The organism is Caballeronia sordidicola (assembly GCF_000729995.1).
GTDB classification, from domain to species: Bacteria; Pseudomonadota; Gammaproteobacteria; order Burkholderiales; family Burkholderiaceae; genus Caballeronia; species Caballeronia sordidicola_A.
Map to the genome: position 1 here is coordinate 192,880 of NZ_JNFG01000006.1, position 16,938 is coordinate 209,817.

Consider the following 16,938-nt stretch of genomic DNA (forward strand, 5'->3'; position numbering starts at 1 on the left):
TATCGAGCTCATTCGGCCACGATCGACGGTTCGATTTTCGCGCCCTTCAAACGCACCGTCGGTACGCGACGCGATTGCCACACAGCCACTACCGCCACAACCGCCGCCACCGCCAAACCGATGTGAATGGCCGCAACCAGGGATTCGCGCGCCGATTCAAGCAACATCGCGCCGTTATGACCGGCGTTCGCGAGCTGCGAGAGCAACGTGGTCTGCGCGTCATGGTTGATCAGGATCTGCGGATCGCTCAGGTCGCTGAGCCAGTGGGTGGCGTTGTCTTTATCGAGTGCGAGCTGCACGCCGCTCGCATACAGATGGCCGATCAGCGTGCCGGTCAGCGCCGTGCCGATCATCCCGCCAATCATTCGCAGCGACTGCAGCAGCGCCGTCGCAATTCCCAGATGTTCTCTTCCCGCAGTCAACTGCGCGAACACGGTGAGGTTCGGCATGACAAAACCCAGCCCCATTCCGCCCAGCACCATGAACGCCATCAACAGCGGACGCGGCATTGAGCGCGTGGCGATCACCACGCCGAGACACGCCACCGCGAGCAGCGCGAAACCGACGAACAACATGGCGTTGGGATTCTTCACACGGGTCACGATCCGGCCATTCACGATACTGCCGATCGTAATGAACACCACCAGCGGCGTGATCATCAGCCCGGCGTCTTTCGGCGACATCCCAAAACCACCCTGGAACAGCAGCGGCGCGTAAAACAGCAGCGAAAACATCGAGAAACCGCCGAGAATTGCCAGTGTGAAGAGCGCGGACAGGCTCTTGTTGCGGAACATATCGACGGGAAGAATGGCGTAATCGCAGCGCCGTTCCCACTTCCAGAGCGCGAAACCGGACGCAACGCTCACAACCAGCAAAATCAGTGACTCCGCCGATAAGCCGTGCTTCGGCAACATTTCGACGAACAATTGCAGCGAACCGAGCGCAATCGCGATCAGGCCCGCGCCTTGCCAGTCCAGACGCATCTTGCCTTCATGCTTGACGTGCCGAAGATGCGGCAGGAAACGCCAGACGAAAAAGACCGATAGCAGGCCCACGGGCAGATTCACGTAGAACACGGAGCGCCAACCGTAGTATTGAGTCAGAATCCCGCCAAGCGACGGACCGACCGCGTTCGCAATACCGAACGCCGAACTCATCATCACTTGCCAGCGAAGGCGCACGACGGAGTCAGGAAAGAGATCGGCGATGCAGGCAAACGCAGTGCCGACCAGCATGCCGCCGCCAATGCCCTGAAGGCCGCGCGCAAGCACGAGGAAGAGCATGTTGTTGGCGAGGCCGCAAAGCGCGGATGCAACGGTGAACACGACGATTGACGCGATCACGAACGGCTTGCGCCCGTAATAGTCGCCGAGCCGCCCGAAAATTGGCACGGTGATGACGGACGTGAGCAAGTATGAAGTGGCGACCCAGGCGTAGAGGTCAAAACCCCTGAGTTCTGCGACGATGGTCGGCAACGCCGTCCCGACCACGGTTTGATCGAGCGCGACCAGCATGGTCACGAAGCAGACGCCCAGCATCGCCATCAGCGATTCGCGAAACGGGAGCACTTGTCCTGCGGAGTGATGCTCGGCAGTATGAACGGCCATTTTTTGATACCGCAATGATTGACTTGTCAACAGAACGCGAATCATAGCACGGTGAAAGGCTGTAATCCCAGGCCAGACGCCTTCTCAACCCTTTAGAAATCCGCCATGGAACCGACGCCAATCGCCGCTTCGCCCCTATCGCAGGGAGATCTTGCTTCATTGCGCCGCGCCAAGGAAGCGCTGGAAAGCCCGTCGCTCACGATGAAACTGGCGAGCCTGGTCGGCTCGCCCATCGAGAAGCTGATGGCGAAAATGCCGACTGTCGCGCAGGAAAAAATCGACGATGCGACTCAGGCCGCACTGAAGAAATGCCTGCAACTCGCGTTGCGCACGCTGAGTAAAAGCACCATCGACGGCGTGGTGCTGCCGCCCGAAAAGCCGCACAACCTGATGCACAAGCTGGCCGTCGCGACTACTGGCGCGGCTGGCGGCGCGTTTGGACTGTTCGCGCTGCCGGTGGAATTGCCTGTCACCACCACGCTGATGTTTCGCTCGATTTGCGACATTGCGCGTAGCGAGGGCGAAGACGTGCATCTGATCGATACGCAGTTGCAATGCCTGATGGTGCTCGGCATGGGCGGCCCGAGTTCCAGCGACGACAACGCGGATATCGGCTATTTCATCGTGCGTGGGACCTTGGCGCAGTCGGTGTCGAAGGCGACGAGCGAGATTGCGTCGAAGGGTTTGAGCGGACACGGGTCGACCGCACTCCTCAAGTTCTTGCAGACAGTGGCGTCGCGGTTTTCGGTGCAGGTGAGCGAACAAGTCGCCGCCAAGTCGATTCCGGCGATCGGCGCAGTGCTCGGCGCCATGGTCAACACGGTCTTCATGGATCACTTCCAGCAGATGGCGCACGGGCATTTCACCGTGCGCCGGCTGGAGCGCCAATACGGGCAACTGGCGGTCGAGCGCGCTTTTCAGACCATCGATATAGCGAGCGGGAAGTGAACCGCTAGCTTGTTTGCGGTGTTTCCACGGCTTGCGCAGCCGTGACCCGGCGCACGAACGCCGCCGCTTCTTCCAACGCGCGGTTTGCCTCCGGCATGAACGGCGCGAACATCTGGAAGACGTGCGGCATCTTCGGCCAGACGTTGAGCTCCACGCTCACACCCGCCGCGCGAGCTTTCTCTGCTGCGCGCGTGGAATCGTCGAACAACACTTCGGTATCGCCAATCTGGAAAAATAGCGGTGGCAGTCCGTCGAACCGACCATATAGCGGCGACACGTACGGGTGACGCACGTCGGTTTCTCCCGCATAAAGCCTCCCCGCCGGCGCAAACGCCCTGCCGTGGAACATGGGATCGCGGCCCTCGTTGGTCGTGATCGACGCGCCGGTCGCCGCGAGGTCCGTCCATGGTGAAAACATCACGGCGCCCGCGGGAAGCGGATCGCCGGCATCGCGTAAAGCGAGCAGCGTGGCCAGTGCGAGCCCACCGCCTGCTGAATCTCCGGCAATGACCAAACACGCTGGCGATACGCCATCGGCCAACAGCCTTCGATAGGCAGCCAGCGTGTCATCCAGCGCCGCGGGAAACGGGTGTTCAGGCGCCAGCCGGTATTCGAGGGAAAAAGTGCGTGCGCCTGAGCGCGTGGCGAAAGGGAAAACGATCCCGCGATGCGTAGCGGGCGAACAGAAGTAATACCCGCCGCCGTGCAGATAGAGGATCGTCATATCGGATGGCGTGTCAGGCGTTAGCCACTCGCCGCGAAACGGCGCGTCGTGCTCGCCGTACTGTTCTACGAGATGCCAGCCGGCGGGGACCTTCGGTAACCACATGCGTTTTGACGTCATCGCGCGTGCGCGTGCGACATCAATTCCGGGCTTCGCCGTCTCTGGACGGGTCCAGCGCCGTAAAGCCCAGCACGCCAGCGTACTTTGCCAACTCATCGCGACTCCTGTTCGGGCAAACGCCGATCATACGATCGCCCGTGAGGCTGTGTATCGAGCCGCGTCTTGCGGAAGCTGCACCATTGGCCGATAGATTCAGTTCGCCGGCATGACTTGCCCGCGAATTTCCCCAGTCGGGTTCTGCTCGGTATGGATATTGAAGTAGTACTGGCCGGCCAGCAGGTCGGTCGCCTGTTGCTCAGAAAGCGTGGCCTGTCCGCTGATAGGACTGGGCAGCGCGTTCTTGTCGATAGCAACCTGTACCTTTGCGTTCTGTCCGACAGGCGCGGGGCCGTGGAAATGGGCCATGGTCGCGGGACCCGACAATTCGGCGTACGTCACGGTCCACTGCAGTGTCTTGGACGTCGTGTCGAAGGTGGCTTTCAGCGCGCCGTGCCCCTTGCTCACGCGCGGTGGCACTTCACTCGACGGTTGCAGGTTCGCTTGCAAAGCGACGGTGTCGGCGAAAGCCGGACTCGACGCTATTGACGCAACGGACGACATCAACACAACGCTCAAACCCAACACACTGTTACGCAGACTGAATCTCGTGAACATGTTTGCTCTCCCCTGGGTGACTGACGAGTGGACGAGTCGTCTGCTCATCGTCGCGCCATAGTAGTGCATTTTGCGTGTTGCGCCGTTGCCCATGAACCCGGGTAGCCGATACCAGGCTGGAAACGCGAAAAGGCACCTCGCGGCGCCTTTTCGTTACTACGTCAAACTTTCAGCAAATCAGAAGCGGTGACGAATACCCGTCGTAACCACAACTTGGTTGCCGTGAACCGAGTTGGCGTTCGTACCATACACTTGCGCTTCAGCACCCTGCTTACCCAGCTGAACGATGCCTTCCGCATAGATGTCCGTACGCTTGGACAACGAGTAGTCCGTCTGCAAACCGAACTGATGGAACTTCATGTGGTCGTTGTTGTTCGAGCCCGTGGTGTAACCCTTCACATCGGTGTACGTGTACGCGGCGCCAAGAGCCAATGCCGGCGTCAATGCGTAACGTGCATTCACTTCATAGTTGTTGAAGCGCGCTGTGGAATCGCCCACCGCGAACTGGAAGCGGCTTTGCGTCCAGGCACCGCCAACCGTTACAGGACCGATCGCGTAGTTCGCGCCGACACCGTACGTACGTTGCGTCTGAACCGGATTCTGCACCAGATTCGACACCGTATTCGCTGCGCCGGCCTCGTCGTTTACCGCACCGCCAGCGTTGGTGGTCGGATTTTGCAGCTGCAGGTACGCCGCTGCAATCTTGAACGGGCCGTTCGCATATTGTGCGCCAGCGCTGTAAGCACGGTTGTTACCGAATCCACCAGCCTGATTGGAGAAGCCATACAAGCCGCCGAACGTGAAGCCAGAGTAATTCGCGCTCTGGTACTTGACCGAGTTATTGACGCGGAACGAGTTGTCGGCATTGTCGTTGTCGAACGGATGCGCGAAGTACGTACCACCCCAGCTACCGGTAGCTGTCATCGGCGCGAGATAGTCGACCACGGAGTCATACTGGCGACCAAGCGTTACGGTGCCGAACTGCGCCGTCGAGATACCAGCAAATGCCTGACGACCAAACTCACGGCCGCTCGGGTTCGGATTCGCGACCGTCTTGGCCGGACCTTGACCTGCCGAACCATCGCCCATGCTGAAACCGCTTTCCAACGTGAAGATTGCCTTCATGCCGCCGCCGAGGTCTTCCGTGCCCCTCAGGCCCCAACGGCTACCGTTGATGTTGCCGCTCGACAGGCGGAATGCTGCAGCGCTGCCCTTGGCAACATTGCTAGCAGCTTCGTTGTTCACATAGGTGAAGCCAGCATCGATAAGGCCGTACAGCGTAACGCTGCTCTGCGCATTTGCGGCGGTCGCAAAAGAAGCGGCAACGGCCGCGACGATCAGAGTCTTTTTCATGTGTGATCCCTTTAATGAGTCTGACGACTCGACTGGTTGCATAACGCGACGCCTTCCTGCGTGACATCAAGGCGACTCGTTTCCGGTCTTCACCGGACACCGTGATTCGGCTGAAACAAAGTTTAGGGCGCTGGCTTTTAACCAAACCATCAAGGCACACACAAAAGGCTTTTTGAATAAGTCGAAAAATAGGGTTTCCTTTCGCTCAAACGCTTGTTCCGTCAGGCATTCTGACTATCTCGAATTAACCTCTGGATACCTAATTAGTTGTACGCGTTGCAGAGTTGCGACAGTCGCAACCGCACGACACAAGCGTACTTTGGTCGGCTTTCGTCCTATTCCTATTTCATCGATAGCCCCACCCGCTTAGCATCGCGCACGCGAGTGAGAGGCTTGAGAAAGACAGATCTTACTTGCGTCTTTTTCGGCCCCGAGGCGTGACATATACGGGGCGACTCCTTGTTCATCGGTCGGTCAATGAATCATCTTCAAGCCATGCGCGTTTTCGTGAAGGTCGCTGAAACCGGGTCGTTCGGCCGGGCCGCGGCTGCGCTAGAGTTATCGAACGCTGTCATTACACGTTACGTCGCGTTGCTCGAGGCGCATCTCAATACGCGACTGCTCAACCGCACGACGCGAAGCGTGTCGCTCACCGAAGCCGGCGCGTCGTACGCCGAAGGCTGCCGCGCAGTGATAGAACAGGTCGAGTCGATTGAGTCGACCGTGTCGCAAACATCGTTCGATCCCTCCGGCACGCTGAAGCTCGTGGCATCGGCGTCGTTCTCATTATTCGGACTTACGCCGCTGCTGTGTGAGTATCGCGAGGCGTTTCCCAACGTGAAGTTACGTCTCACGCTGCTGCATCGGCCGGTGGATCTCGTGGATGAGGGTTTCGATGTCGGGATTGTCGTGCCGCGCATGGTGAATAGCGGCACGTTGATCAATCGGCCTTTGTTCAAGGTGACGCCGGTTATTGTGGCTGCACCGGATTACCTCGCGAAACACGGCGTCCCGCTGAGGCCCGCGGATCTTGCCGCTCACGCGTTCCTGTCACCGTCAGCAGATATACACGGGTCCACGTGGTCGTTCACGGGCCCAGCAGGCGAGGACGAAGATATCGTCATCGATCCGGATTACACGGTCAACAATTCGCAAATGCTTCAACAAGCCGCGCTGTCGGGAATGGGCGTCACCGCCCTGCCGGAAAGCCATGTCGCGGACGACCTTCAGCACGGTGCGCTCGTGCGTTTGCTCACTGACTACACGGTCAGTAACGCGGACAAGGAAGTGTCGCTGGTGTATCCAGGGCGCCGTCACGTGTCCGCGAAAACTCGTTCGTTTGTTGATTTCGCGCTCGCGCACTTCAGGAGGGACTCGGCGATGAACGCACTGTTTTAAAGGGCTTGAAAGCACCGGCACGACGAACAATCGGGCCGATCCAACCTGCGTTGGAATCGGCCCGTTTTGTTGGCTGTGTCTTAGTCCGCCAACATCATGCCATTTCCGAGCATTGCGCCTTAATGCGCTCAAGCAATACCTCGCAGCGCACGATCAGCGCCGCGCCATCTTCGCGTCGAAGGGCATCGGGTTTATCGACGAGATCGTGCCGAAAGTTATCGAGCGCAATCTGCAACGGCCGATACTGCAACACGCTAGCCGCTCCGATCACTCGATGGTGCCACTCGCGCAACTGCGCCACGCTGCCGCCGTCGAGCAGGGCTCTGAGCGTGTCGAGATCATCGCGGAACGACGACACGAATGCGTCGAGCAACGCCTTGACCGTGGTCTCACTGCCCCAGAGTTGCGTCATGTAGCCCAGATCGATCTCATCGGTTTCTGCGTCGAAGGTCTCAATATCCTGTTCCTCGACAACAACCGGTTCCGGCGCCGCCGGTCCGCTGTCCATGGCACGCCATCGATTCAAATGGTCACGCAACGTGACGAGCCGCGTGGGCTTGACGAAGCAGTCGTCCATGCCGGCTTCGCGGCACATGGAGGGCTCCTCGGGCGCGGTGCTCGCGGTAATGCCCAGGATCGGCAATCTCTTCGACAACCCCAGCTCGCTCGCGCGCACGCGCCGTGCGAGTTCATAGCCGGTCATGTTCGGCATATGGCAGTCCGTGATGAGAAAACCATAGTGCGTGTGCTTGAGTGCGGCGAGCGCTTCGACGCCATCCGGCACCACGTCGCACGCGAAGCCAAGCAGCGCCAGTTGATGCCGGATCAGCGCCTGGTTCACCGGATGATCTTCCGCGACCAGCACAAGCCGTCCCATGCGGAGTGCGCGCTCGCGGTCGGGAGGCTCGCTGTTCGTATCGATACCCCGCGTCGCACGCGACACAAGCTGCGGCAACCCCGTCAACGCGGCCACGCAAGCAGCACCCAGGCCGCGCCAGGAGATCGGATTGACGCTTACGCGAATGTCGTTGTCGAGAATGCGATAACCCGTAGGTTTCGGCTTTTCCGTGACGTGAATGACACGCGTTTTCAGCGGCAGCGCTTCCGGATGAGTTTCGCTGAGAAACACGAGATCGACGCCGTCGAAGGTACGCGGATCACGCAGCGCGGCGTCTTCGCGAGACCGGATTATCAGATTGAGGCCGAGCGCCTGACCATAATCGACCAGCGCGCGCGCCACGCGCTGATCGTCGATAGCAATAATCCCGCTCTTGCCCCGCAAGCCATCGATCTGATAGTTCGCCGTTTCCACCGGCATGTCGAGCCGCACGATCATTCGCGTGCCGACACCCACCTGGCTTTTCAGTTCCAGCGTTCCGCTCATCAACTCGACCAGCTTGTGACAGATTGTCAAGCCGAGGCCCGTACCGCCGAAGCGGCGTGTAGTGGATGATTCCGCCTGCACGAACGGCTCGAACAGGCTCGCATGCGCGTCGGCGGCAATGCCAATGCCGGTATCTTCCACGACCAGTTCCACGGTCTGCACACCGTGCGCGTTATGCTTGCCATGCGCGCCATTCACCAGATTCACCGAGAGGGCGACTTCGCCTTTCATCGTGAACTTGATGGCATTGCTTAGCAGATTGAACAGCACTTGCCGCAGTCGCACGCTATCGCCACGCAAGCTCGCCGCAATGTCCGGCGAAACGTCCACCCGCACCCGCAAGCCTTTTTCATGCGCTCGTCCTGCAAGCAAACCGACGGCGTTATCGACCAATTCACGCAGGTCGATCGGCATCGACTCGATGGTGAGACGCCCGGCCTCGATCTTCGAATAGTCGAGCAGGTCGTCGAGAATCTGCAGCAACGCGCTCGCCGAATCCTGGATCATGCCGAGCATCTGCGACTGGTCGGGATTGAGCGGCGTGTTCTCGAAGACTTCCACCAATCCGAGCACGCCGTTCATGGGCGTACGAATCTCGTGGCTCATCATTGCAAGAAAATCGTCCTTGGCGCGTGAGGCCGCTTCGGCGGCATCGCGCGCCGCGGCGAGTTCGTCAGCTCGTGCACGCTCAACACTGGCGTCGACCCAATAGCCATTCCAGACCACCACGTCATCCGCCTCGCGGTGCGCCACGAGTTCCGCACGAATCCAGCGGCGGCCCTCGTCGACAATCGAGCGAAACTCCTTGTGAACCGGCTCGAGCGTGAGCGCCGAACGTTCGATCGAGTCGAGCACACTGCGCTTGTCGTCCGCGTGAATCAGCGATAAGCCCGCCGCCAGGTCGTTGCCAAGCGTCGCGAGATCGACGCCGAATAAATGACGTGTATCGCCGCCGATGTACGGGAAGCTGTACGACCCATCCTTCGCGCGCCGCAACTGAAACACGACTGCCGGCAGCGAGCGCGTGACGTCGTGCAGGCGGCGTTCGTTTTCGCGCGCCCGCATTTCAGCGTCGCGGATATCCGTGATGTCGATCATGGTGCCGACAACACCCGCCATTGCCCCATTCGCCGACGTAAATGCGCCGGTCCAGAAGAGCCCGTGGCGCGGCATGCCGTCGCGATCGCGAAAGTCGATTTCGACCTGCTCGCGCCGACCATGCGTGATGCTCATGCCGGCGAGATCATGCAGGCGCCGGCTGTTATCGGGTCCCCAGGATTGAACCTCGAGCGCCGTGCGTCCTATGATGTCCTCGCGCCTCAGCCCGAGCGTCTTTTCGAACGCACGATTCACCGCTATATACCGGTTCTCACGATCTTTCGCGACCAGCGGATACGGCACGACCTCCATCATGGTCTGCTGGAAACTGAGTTGCGTAGCGAGGCGCTGCTCCGTTTCCACGCGCTTTGCCATTTCGCGCTGGAGGAGGATGAACGCGCGCAACGTGACAGCCAGCACCACGCCAATAGCAATCAATGCTGGCAACAGCCGCATGGCGGTGACGCTCCAGCCGCCCGGCGGCGGGTCGAACGCGGCCTGACGTGCGGCGCGGATGCGCTGTTTATCGGCAGCCGGCATGGCGCGCAACGCACGGTCGATCAGCGGCACAAGCTGGCTGAACTCCGGACGCAACGCAAAACTCAAGTGTTCGAACTCGCCGGCCATTCCGACGATCTTCAGGTCGTCTTCATAACGCGCGGAGAGCGCGATATCCACGGCGACGAGATCGCCGACGAGCAAATCGGCCTCGCCTCGAGCCACCCGGTCGAGGGCGGCATTCAGGTTCGGCGCAACGATAAGCGTCGCGTCCCGCGGCACATTGCCAGGCCGCCCGCTAGCCGCCAGACGCGCCGTCACTACGATACGCCGCGCCGACGCCTCTCCGAGATCCTTCATCGCCGGCTCATCCAGCCGCCCGACAACCACCAACGGAAAGTCCGCTACCGATCCGGTCGAAATCCCTCCGGCAAGACGCGGCGTCTCGCGCTCGGTCGTAGTGACCATGTCGACCTGGCCGCGAGCAAAGGCATGCAGCGCATCGGCCCAATTCGAATACACACGCCGCTCGAAATCGATATGGAGCGCCTTCGATAAATACGTCGTGTATGCCATTGCGATTCCACTCGGCTCGCCAGTGGAATCCACATAGGTGAACGGCGCCCAACTAGTGTCGACGCCCACAGTAAGACGCGGCAGCGAGTGCAAATAGGCGCGTTCGTCGACGCTCAGGCTCAGCGTCTGCGACTGTTCGGTACCCGCGCCTTCGTGCATGGGTTCTGAGCGGCGAACCCGGGATTCGACGCGGATCGGGGCCGAATAGTCTTGCTCGATTTGCTTCGCGGTTTCGACACGCATAGGATCAGCCGAAACGCTCGATGCTGCGCACACGAGCATAAACAGCGTCATCAGGCGAACCAGGCGGAGGATGGAGGGAGGGAACATGATTTTCACTCCTTACGACACCTGCTTGTCCAGCCCGCCGTCGATACGGCCGACGCACGTAAGCGGCTCGCTCTTGCTCGTTGCGCTGCGCTGGAGAATGGGATGGAAGAGACCGGCCAGCACGCCGCCCGCGAGCGGCGCCGCCCAGAAAAGCCAGAGCTGATCGAGTGCCCAACCACCGACCACGAGCGCAACGCCCGTGGACCGGGCGGGATTCATCGACGCGTTTGTCACCGGAATGGCGAGCAGCGAACACAACGTCAGCGACAGCCCGATCAGCACCGCGGTGTTGAAACGCGCGTGTCTGCCGGACGCGACCGAGAGAGTCACGAGGACGAACACGAAGGTCATCAGCGCCTCGACGATCAGCGCGGCGTGCATCTGATACCCGGCCGGCGAATGAGCCCCGTAACCATTGGCGCCGAACGCGATGAGATTGGGCGGGATTCCTGGGCGTGCGCTCGCAACGATATATAAGAGCCAAGCGCCGGCGGTCGCTCCACTCAGCTGAGCGGCTATGGTCGGTAGGAGGTCCCGCACGGGAAACCGGTTGGCGATCGCGAAGCCGACCGTGACCGCGGGATTGAAATGAGCGGCGCAAACGGGACGTAGAACATAGACAAGCGTGGTTGCCGCAAGGCCGAAGGCCACAGCTTGGCAAACGAGGCCCATGTCAGGGCGAAAATAACCACTCGTTAGCGCGGTGCTGCCGCAGCCGAAGAAGACAAGCGAAAAGCTTCCCACGCACTCGCCCATCAGTTTCTTGAACATGCCGTCACCCCGTCTGAAATTCGCCCTCGGCCGACACACGCCCGACCGAACAGGAAGTTCGTCTGGACCACACGTATTGGCGAAGTAAAGCGTTCAAGTCTGGAGCGAAAGGCATCTCGATTTAATCGGAGCATTCCTAAATATTTCTGAGAAACAATGCGCGTTGATTTGTTGGCTATCCGATTCTGGTGGTGTCGATTGGAAAAGGAATCCCGACGTAGTTTCAGCGTTACGCTAGCCCGATTTGTCTCAAATAATCGATCAGTTCGGTCTCGTTTTTCAGCCCAAGCTTACGCATCGCGCTGCGTTTTTGCGTACCAATGGTTTTCACGCTGCGCTTCAGACGTTGCGCAATGCTGAGTAGCGATAAGCCGCTCGCGTACAACTGGAAAACCTGCCATTCACGGGCGCTCAGTACGCCGGCGCGACCGCCTGTATTGACGAGTTCGTTGCCCAGGAGCGCCCCTGCGTGCTTCGAGACGAAACGTCCGCCGTCGATCACCTCGATAACCGCCTGATTCAGCGCATCCATGCAATCGCGCTTGTCGACCAGACCGTCCACGCCCAGTTCCAGCAACCCCGTCAGCATTTGGGGCTGCGCGATCATGGTTACGATGATCACGCGCGGCCGCTGCACCTGCCTCAGGAAACGCCGTAGAAACGCTATGGCGTTGTTTTCGCCATTAATGCCTCGCATGCCAATGTCGGATATCACGACATCGCATGGAAAATTGTCGATCCGGTCTGCGAGCGATTCAGTGTCTACAGCCGTAGCCACTACGTTTACTCGCGGGTCTCGCTCAAGCCAGATGCGGATGCCCTCTCGCACAGCAGCATGATCGTCTGCCACGATAATCCGGATTTTGGAATCCATTTTTGTTTTATACGCCTGGTACGTGATGGCCCACGTGTCTCCTGGGCCCGATGGATACAAGTTGTACTTGCATCGCGAAGACTTTTTAATGCCGCTGGCTAAGCCCCCAGCATTTGTGCCTGGACCAGCCCGCTGTCAAATGCAAACCGGTAGAGCTCGGCATCCGTCGATAAATCGAGCTTGCGCATGGCGGCGCATTTTTGCGCGCTGATTGTCTTGACGCTGCGCCCGAGTTCGCGCGCGATTTCGGTGACGTTGCCACCGCGTGCATAGCGGGCAATAACATCGAGTTCGCGGCGCGTGAGTTTTTGTCGAATGAGATCCACCCGATTTGCCGAATTCGCGTCCGCAAGCAGTATGCGCACAGACGGTCCAGGATAATCCTCGTGCGCGAGCACCGTCACGATCGCAACGTAGATAAGCTCGAGCCGGTCCTGCTTGCTGACTACTGCGTTGGCGCCCGCGTCGAGCGCACGTGCGATCAGGTCCGCATCCCTTGTCATCGATAAAACGACGATTGCCGATTCCGGATGATGTTCGACGATGTATTTGATCAAGTCGATACCATCGCCATACTCGCCGCCCGGCATGTAGAAATCCATGATGACGACGTCGCACTCCTGCTTCTCGAGTGCTTCAACCAGCCCGGTTGAATCCTGTGCACGACATACAATTTCAATGTTTTGCACATTGGCGATCAGGCGCTCGATGGCAAGAACAACTAATGGATGATCGTCCGCTACCGCCAATCTGATTCGTTGAGTGAACGCAATCATTTACTAACCTCTTTTTAACCTGAAATTCGCCCAGGTGATGCGTCCGCTCGGGGCGGTTTCAATTTGCCGGTGCTCGCCCGGTCCGCTGAAGGATCGTTGATCCGCGTCATGATCGACATAAGATGGGTCCGAAAGCCTTTCGCAATCCGCAGCATCACGTCAGCCCATGCGCGCGCGCAAACGCGAACAATCCCGGATCGTTCTGGACCCCCAGCTTGCCCATGGCGTCGCGCTTCTGTCGGCTAATCGTGCGGACATCGCGTTGCATGAAGCGCGCGATCTCGGTGATCGACAAACCACTCGCGAACATCCGCACGACTTCAATCTCCCGCGGCGACAGGCGCGGTCCTTCTCCTAGCGCGTCGGTTTCTGCTCCCGCTACCGCCAGCGCTGATACGATCGATGTGCTCAGGTAACGGCGTCCGACGCCTGCAGAGCGCACTGCCGCTGCAAGCTCGTCCATGGACTCGACCTTGTTGAGCAAGCTCATTGCACCAGCGGCAAGGATTGACCGGAGGATGGCAACGTTGCTCATGCTGGTCAGCACCACAATACTGATGGCCGGCCAGTCTCGCCGCAAACGCTTGATGAGCCGCAGGCCGTCTTCCGCCTGCAAGCCTTGCTCGGGCATGGCGAAGTCGGTCACCAGCACGTCACACGGGGTGTACGCCAGCAGCCTCAGTAGTTCTGCAGCGCTTGCAGCCTCGGCCACGACGTCCAGATTTTCATCCATGCTGAACGTGGCTCGAATGCCAAGCAAAACGAACGGATGATCGTCCGCCAAAACGATTCGCAGTTTCAATGCTGCCTCTCAGTTTTTTTGTATGCACTTCGGGTTGAATCCGCGCCGACTGGCAACGATCGATTTGGTAATGCGCCGTTGCACATGAGAACACGGCGATCGACCGCTCTATATAGGAACACTCTCAATGTTCTCGCTATGCAGCACGTCGTTTACGAGATTCGTCCTATTGCAGCGCGGGTCGGCGCGCGCCTTTGCGTAGCTTTTGCTCGCTTTGGCGGCTTGTGACCGGCATGCAGCGTTGCACGATTCGACGTGCATCAGAGTAGTTTTCAAACAGCCGACACTTCTATACGAATTATCCTAATCCACCCGGTTTAGAAACAATGCTCGAATTCGTGTCTGAATCTGCAATTCAACGATCACATGGAAGACTGCAATATGTACCTGCCGGCGAGTCGGTAGACGAAAACCGGGCTTTGTCGCGATTCGTCACCGAGTGGTGCGATCACTGCCCGGCCGCCTTTCATTCTGGCGATGAATAGAACTTGGAAGAGCGTTCATCCCGAGACCATACGCCGGAGCAAGCGAAGTGAACGGGGAGGCATCCTCCGTTTCAGATCGGGCATTTTTTCCTTGCTTTTACATTTCTCGGCCATCGCGTGCTGGCGCGTCGGTACGTGGCGCGATTGCAACGCTTATCTTCCGGATATCACAGCCGAACTGCATCGGCGCCGACAAGGTGCGTTGAGCGCCAGCGACCGATTGTTCATCACATCGACATGCGCACAACGCAAAAGCCCGCACGAGGCGGGCTTTTTTGTCAAACACAGCAAAAACTGCGGATACGCAGATCAGAACGGAATATCGTCGTCCATTTCGTCGAAACCACCGCCTGCGGGCGCGCTCGGACGGCTTGCGCCGCCAGCGTTACCGCCGCCCGCCGGACGTCCACCCGCTGCGGCACCTCGGCTAGCACCGCCGCCGCCACCGCTGCGCTCGGCCGGCGCACGGCTGCTGTAGCCTTCATCTCCACCACCGCCGCCTGCGCCGCTGCGTCCACCCAGCATTTGCATTTGCTCAGCGACAATCTCCGTCGCGTACTTTTCCACGCCGGCTTGATCGGTGTACTTGCGGGTACGGATCCGGCCCTCGATATACACCGATGAGCCCTTCTTCAGATATTCGTTCACGATCTCGGCCAGCCGGCCGAAAAACGACACGCGATGCCATTCCGTCAGCTCCTTCATCTCGCCGGACGTCTTGTCCTTGAAGCGATCGGTGGTCGCAAGGCGGATGTTGGCCACGGCGTCGCCGCTCGGCAGATAGCGAGTTTCCGGATCGGCTCCCAGATTGCCGACGAGAATGACTTTATTGACGGATGCCATGATTTCTCCAGTTGATTCAATTCAATTTGATCTGATGCGGTGCGCTCGCAACGCGACACGCGGTGGCAGTCGACCTGTTCAGCAAGACCTGCAAACCAGCAAACCTCATGCACCACGCTGCAGCAAAGTTTCGCCAGCACGGCGAAACACGCCCGACTCGAAACTAAAACTCAAAACCTATTAACTAAACCCGTTTAAACCGTGCGCCGGACTTTTTGCGGCGGCGGCTTCATGTTCGCCGCCACGATCAGCCATGCAAAAACCAACCCTGAGCACGCGAAAAATACTGCGCTTTGCCCGTCTACCTTCAGCAGCCAGCCACCGATCACCCCGCCAATGGCCAGGCCGATGGACTGCGTTGTGTTGTAGACGCCTGCCGCCGCCCCCTTTCTCGTGCCAGGCGCGAGTTTGGAGACGAGCGACGGCTGCGACGCTTCCAGTACGTTGAAGCCCAGGAAGTACACGAACAAAACCGCGGCCACTGACCACAGGGTATGCGGAGCGGCGCCGAGTAACAACTGGCCAATCAGGATAAGACCTATGGCGCTGACCATCACAGCCTTCATTTTTCCGCGTTTTTCCGCGGCAATAATGGCCGGCACCATCAGGACGAACGCGAGGCCCATCACGGGCAAATAGACTTTCCAATGGGCTGCGACCGGCAAGCCGCCCGCTTCCAGAATCCGCGGCACGACGAGAAACAGCGCGGTTTGCGTAGCGTGCAACACAAGCACACCGAAGTTCAGGCGCAGCAATTCCACGTTGTGCAGCACTTCGGCGAACGGCGCTTTCACGTGCACGGGCGGCTTAGGCGCGTCCGGCACGACCCAGATCACGACGCCGACTGCGAGTATCGATAAAAAGCCGATCAGCGTGAACAGGCCGCTCATGCCGACCCACTGGAACACGATCGGCGCGCCGACAATGGCCACCGCGAACGAGACACCAATGCTCGCGCCCACCATGGCCATGGCTTTGGTGCGGTTTTCTTCCGACGTCAGGTCGGCAATAAACGCAAGCACCGCCGACGATACCGCTCCCATGCCCTGGATCACGCGGCCAACGATGATCCACGTCATGGAATGGCCGATCGCCGCCACGAAGCTGCCGATGGCGAACACAACCAGTCCGAACGCGATAACCGGCTTGCGCCCGAGCTTGTCGGACACCCAGCCATAAAAAATGTACAGCAGCGATTGCGTCACGCCGTAAGCGCCGAGCGCAATGCCGACCAGCAGCACATTGTCGCCGCCGGGAAGGGTTTTCGCGTAAATGGAAAACACCGGCATGATCATGAAGAGACCGAGCATGCGCAGCGCGAAGATCGCGGCAAGCGACACGGTCGCACGCAACTCAGGCGCGCTCAAACGTGTGGACGTAGCAGACGGATTGGACATCGGGACGAGGTAATGTGGAAACGCGTCTGGCCGTGCGCGCGGACGCGGAACTCAAGCACGGCCGCCTTGTGGTTGCCCGGAACGGCACTATATGAGACGGGTGGCTGAAGCGTCTGGACCTGCTTCAACTTAGCGTCAGGGCCGCACGCAAAAGTCGCTCGATTGTCGCCCGAGCGCTGCTGAAATGGACCTTTAGTGGACCATCAGTAATCAGCCAACACCCTTCGCAACCCCGCCGCACGCTTGATTGACGCCGATGAGCGCGGGCAACGCGCCCTCGAAAAGTCGTTATAGTAGCAG

Annotated in this window: 13 protein-coding genes; 2 read left to right on the forward strand and 11 right to left on the reverse strand. The window is 59.5% G+C overall.

The window, feature by feature from the left end:
* Window positions 1-8 precede the first annotated feature (8 nt).
* Complete coding sequence (locus tag FH08_RS0106625; RefSeq protein WP_031357572.1) at window positions 9-1,607, reverse strand: MDR family MFS transporter; 1,599 nt, start codon at window positions 1,605-1,607, stop codon at window positions 9-11.
* A gap of 105 nt (window positions 1,608-1,712) precedes the next feature.
* On the opposite strand from FH08_RS0106625, the gene FH08_RS0106630 reads away from it, so the two are divergent.
* Window positions 1,713-2,555 (forward strand): EcsC family protein, encoded by an 843-nt coding sequence (locus tag FH08_RS0106630; protein WP_031357573.1) that lies wholly within the window; start codon window positions 1,713-1,715, stop codon window positions 2,553-2,555.
* Window positions 2,556-2,559: 4 nt separating this feature from the next.
* On the opposite strand, the gene FH08_RS0106635 is transcribed toward FH08_RS0106630, so the two are convergent.
* From FH08_RS0106635 to FH08_RS0106645, 3 genes are all read right to left on the reverse strand, one after another.
* Window positions 2,560-3,495, reverse strand: a complete 936-nt coding sequence (locus FH08_RS0106635) for an alpha/beta hydrolase (RefSeq protein WP_031357574.1) — start codon at window positions 3,493-3,495, stop codon at window positions 2,560-2,562.
* A 96-nt stretch (window positions 3,496-3,591) separates the two neighbouring features.
* Window positions 3,592-3,999 carry a CHRD domain-containing protein gene (locus tag FH08_RS0106640; protein WP_419177986.1) on the reverse strand — a complete coding sequence of 136 codons (408 nt, stop codon included), beginning with the start codon at window positions 3,997-3,999 and terminating at the stop codon, window positions 3,592-3,594.
* A 231-nt stretch (window positions 4,000-4,230) separates the two neighbouring features.
* Window positions 4,231-5,406 (reverse strand): porin, encoded by a 1,176-nt coding sequence (locus tag FH08_RS0106645; RefSeq protein WP_031357576.1) that lies wholly within the window; start codon window positions 5,404-5,406, stop codon window positions 4,231-4,233.
* Window positions 5,407-5,883: 477 nt separating this feature from the next.
* Between FH08_RS0106645 and FH08_RS0106650 the strand changes: the two genes are divergently transcribed.
* A complete protein-coding gene (locus FH08_RS0106650; protein WP_031357577.1) occupies window positions 5,884-6,804 on the forward strand; it encodes a LysR family transcriptional regulator in 921 nt (306 codons plus the stop codon).
* Between the two features lie 94 nt (window positions 6,805-6,898).
* Here FH08_RS0106650 and FH08_RS0106655 read toward each other — a convergent pair whose 3' ends face one another.
* From FH08_RS0106655 to FH08_RS0106685, 7 genes are all read right to left on the reverse strand, one after another.
* The gene (locus FH08_RS0106655) at window positions 6,899-10,690 is read right to left on the reverse strand and encodes an ATP-binding protein (protein ID WP_051887824.1); all 3,792 of its coding nucleotides are present in this window, start codon (window positions 10,688-10,690) and stop codon (window positions 6,899-6,901) included.
* 12 nt (window positions 10,691-10,702) lie between these two features.
* Window positions 10,703-11,461, reverse strand: coding sequence for an aquaporin (locus FH08_RS0106660; RefSeq protein WP_063771168.1), 759 nt, complete (start codon window positions 11,459-11,461; stop codon window positions 10,703-10,705).
* Between the two features lie 229 nt (window positions 11,462-11,690).
* Complete coding sequence (locus FH08_RS0106665) at window positions 11,691-12,335, reverse strand: response regulator transcription factor (RefSeq protein WP_031357580.1); 645 nt, start codon at window positions 12,333-12,335, stop codon at window positions 11,691-11,693.
* A 98-nt stretch (window positions 12,336-12,433) separates the two neighbouring features.
* Window positions 12,434-13,111, reverse strand: coding sequence for a response regulator transcription factor (locus FH08_RS0106670; RefSeq protein ID WP_031357581.1), 678 nt, complete (start codon window positions 13,109-13,111; stop codon window positions 12,434-12,436).
* 154 nt (window positions 13,112-13,265) lie between these two features.
* Window positions 13,266-13,913 (reverse strand): response regulator transcription factor, encoded by a 648-nt coding sequence (locus FH08_RS0106675; RefSeq protein WP_031357582.1) that lies wholly within the window; start codon window positions 13,911-13,913, stop codon window positions 13,266-13,268.
* A gap of 794 nt (window positions 13,914-14,707) precedes the next feature.
* Window positions 14,708-15,241 (reverse strand): single-stranded DNA-binding protein, encoded by a 534-nt coding sequence (locus FH08_RS0106680; RefSeq protein ID WP_031357583.1) that lies wholly within the window; start codon window positions 15,239-15,241, stop codon window positions 14,708-14,710.
* Between the two features lie 194 nt (window positions 15,242-15,435).
* Window positions 15,436-16,638: an MFS transporter gene (locus FH08_RS0106685; RefSeq protein ID WP_075583298.1), complete on the reverse strand. Its 1,203-nt coding sequence runs from the start codon at window positions 16,636-16,638 to the stop codon at window positions 15,436-15,438.
* Between the last annotated feature and the right edge of the window lie 300 nt (window positions 16,639-16,938).